The organism is Kaarinaea lacus, from assembly GCF_975902315.1.
In genome coordinates, this window is the sequence record NZ_CDLKIE010000009.1 from 1 (window position 1) to 3,402 (window position 3,402).

Consider the following 3,402-nt stretch of genomic DNA (forward strand, 5'->3'; position numbering starts at 1 on the left):
GCCAACTGCCACAACAATATAGTAGCTATAGGCAAACCGTCCAACCATCTTAGTACAACAGACAACTGTGATGCCTGCCATAGTGTGGGTACCACCTTTGCGCCCGTCTTAGTTGTAGACCACAATGAAGTAGTAGGTGTTTGTTCAAGTTGTCACAATAATATTGACGCCCCTGGTAAAACGCCAACTCATATTCCCACCATAGAGGAATGTGACAGTTGTCATACAACCCAGGCATTTTTGCCCGCCACATTGCCGCCCGGTGGTGCCCCGGATCACTCTTTATTCGTTGGAAATTGTGTTAATTGCCACGATGGCATTACTGCCTCTGGAAAAGGCCCTGCTCATTTTGCTACCACTGACGTATGTGATGCATGCCATCAAGCTTTCCCAGCGACATGGGCGCCCGTTCCTGCCTCTTCGGTAGATCATAACCAGGTGTTGGGTCTGTGCTCGAGTTGTCACAACAACATCGACGCCATTGGTAAAGGTCCGACTCATGTTCAAACTACGCTGGAGTGTGATTCCTGTCATAACACGCAAGCCTGGGTACCTGCGACTGGCGGCACGGGTGGTACACCAGATCACTCAACGTTTGCGCCAGGTAGTTGTAGTGGTTGTCACGATGGCGTAACCGCAAGTGGAAAACATCCGACACATATCAATAGTTCGGTATTGTGTGATGCCTGCCACCAGCCGTTCCCGGCGACCTGGGCACCTGTGGTTGCGTCAGCAGTCGATCATAACCAGGTAGTTGGCACTTGTGTGAGCTGTCATGACAACGTTATAGCACCGGGTAAAGGCGCCAATCACCTGAACACGTCCGACACATGTGATGCCTGTCATCTACCGGGTCCAATATCCTGGGTACCAGTCACCCCAAGTGCTGTAGACCATAATCACGTTATAGGTTTATGTTCGAGTTGCCACAACAATATTGATGCTATCGGTAAAGATGCCAATCATATTCCAACGACAGCGGAATGTGATAGCTGTCATACAACCGTAGCATGGATTCCCGCGACCGGTGGTACAGGTGGTGCGCCTGATCATTCAACCTTTGTACCTGGCCAATGTATTACTTGTCATGATGGTGTTACGGCTAGCGGCAAAGGCGGTTTGCATATAAGCAGTACTGATCTATGTGATGCCTGTCATCAGTCATTTCCGGCAACCTGGGCACCGGTTGCTGCAGCTGCGGTTGATCACTCTCAAGTGATAGGAACCTGTGCAAGCTGCCATGACAATGTAACCGCGCCGGGTAAACCGGGAACACACCTGGCAACAAACGATGTCTGTGATGCGTGTCATCAGCCTAACCCAACACCATGGGCACAAGTGGCGGCCGCCGATGTTGATCATAATGCAGTTATCGGTACTTGTGTAAGTTGTCATAACGGAACCACGGCTTCGGGTAAGTCGCCTCAACATATCTCCACCAGCGACCTGTGCGATAGTTGTCATCAACCTGGTCCGTCGCAATGGACACCGGTTCCAGCTGCTTCGGTGGATCATGGGCAAGTACTCGGAAACTGCGTAAGTTGTCATGACGGTGTTATTGCATCGGGTAAATCAGCGGCACACATCTCTACATTGGATGCTTGCGATGCCTGCCATCTCCCCGGTCCAACGCCATGGACACCAGTGGCCGCAAGCGCCGTTGATCATACTCAGGTACTTGGCCGTTGTGATAGTTGTCATACATTGCCTGGCAACCACTGCGCCATCGATCCAGGAGCTGATTGTGATCTTTGTCATTTACCGGGACCAACACCCTGGGCCAACAATATCGCCGGCTGTGGTACTACGCCACCAGGCGGAGGCGGTGGCACGCCACCACCAGGCGGGGGAGGCGGAACACCGCCACCGGGTGGAAACCTGGCGCCGACTGCTGATGCCGGTGGGCCTTACACTGGTTCAGTGAATTTTATTGTGACATTTGATGGTTCATTATCAACGGATCCGGAAGGCGATCCATTAACCTATACGTGGAATTTCGGTGATGGCACCATTGGCACCGGTATCGCGCCAACGCACACCTATGGTACTGCATGCGTTTATACTGTTACCTTGACAGTAAACGATGGCAATCAAGATTCATTACCCGCAACTACGACTGCAACGATCAGTTTTATGGGTGGTGGAATGGGACCTGCACCGCCAGTTTGTCCTCCTTAACCTTTGTCCTCCTGAACCATTATTGTTCGTGGCAAACTCATAATTAAGACGTTTTTTAGCCTGCCCGTTGGCTTATTTTGTATTGCGTAAAATCCTACATACGTAGGTAAATAGCGCAACTGATGCTTCCAGTAATCCTTGATTCCATCACTTTAACAGTATAAATATTGGCCACATCTGAACAGGTAGCCTGATAATTATTCGCAAAAACAATATATTATGTTTGTCAGTAATTACCAGGGAAAATAATCAAGAATTGTATTAATTGCGAGCATCTAAGTAATCAGCACTAAGCACTTTTGTATTATTACGTACTGAATGATTGCGTTAATAGACATCATAGAATACTCTAAACCGGTAAGAGTAATAGATTGAAATCTCGAGATTTAATCCAGGCAGAGTAGGCACTGTTTGGCGTTGAATCTATGTAAGGGCAGGCAAGGGCATAACCGGGGGTCAGTGCAAATGATTTGCATTGTAGTAAATTTTGTAGGGCGCATTCTTCAGCTTTTTTTTCCTACCTTTCGTGGAATAGATCGCGATGCACGATCGCGGTGCTTCTATTTCAGTGACTTTTTACCTCCGACCTGTTTTCCCCAAACCGTTAGATCTAATTGAGGCTGGTTCCAGGAACAATTGATTGCGACGAAGGGAATGCAGGGATAACGAAAAATTTATTAGCTAATCAAGAAACAAGAATAACAGGTGGCACCCTGTTGGCCGCTTAGTCAGAATGTTAAGCAGGCAGACTGCTGGCAACGATGGGGGTTCGCGAGGTACGCGATTTAGCTGTTGGCTTAATAAATTTCTCTCGCGGTGGTGGAGAAGTCTTTTGGTTTTTAAAGTAGTAGACTTACAAAAGAGAGATCGAAAAGGGGGCTGTCTGCTCGGAACATGGTTTCGGGCAGTGATACTGTTTGTCACGCTGCTATTTTCTATTCTTCCTGCAAGCTATGCTGCCGTTGAAGATACCTCTTCATTGTTTGATGATGAAGCACTGGATTTATCCACCTTTGATCACCTTGCTACAGGTTTCCCCTTAATAGGTAACCATGTTGCAGCTGACTGTGAATCTTGTCATGTGGGTGGTGTATTCGAAGGCCTGCCGAAAAAATGCGAAACATGTCACGACGGCTCATTTGCCGTTGGTATGGACTCCGGTCATATCCCTACCATTGAAAATTGCGATGTCTGCCATACACCGTTAGGTTTCGAAGCATCGGC

General features: G+C 48.4%; 2 protein-coding genes. Both read left to right on the forward strand.

Annotation, left to right across the window (positions count from 1 at the left end):
- Window positions 1-2,178, forward strand: a 2,178-nt coding sequence (locus ACWVCM_RS00135) for a PKD domain-containing protein (RefSeq protein WP_455199661.1), incomplete at its 5' end; no start/stop codon positions are given.
- Window positions 2,179-3,010: 832 nt separating this feature from the next.
- The coding region (locus ACWVCM_RS00140; protein ID WP_455199662.1) for a hypothetical protein at window positions 3,011-3,402 on the forward strand (392 nt) is incomplete at its 3' end.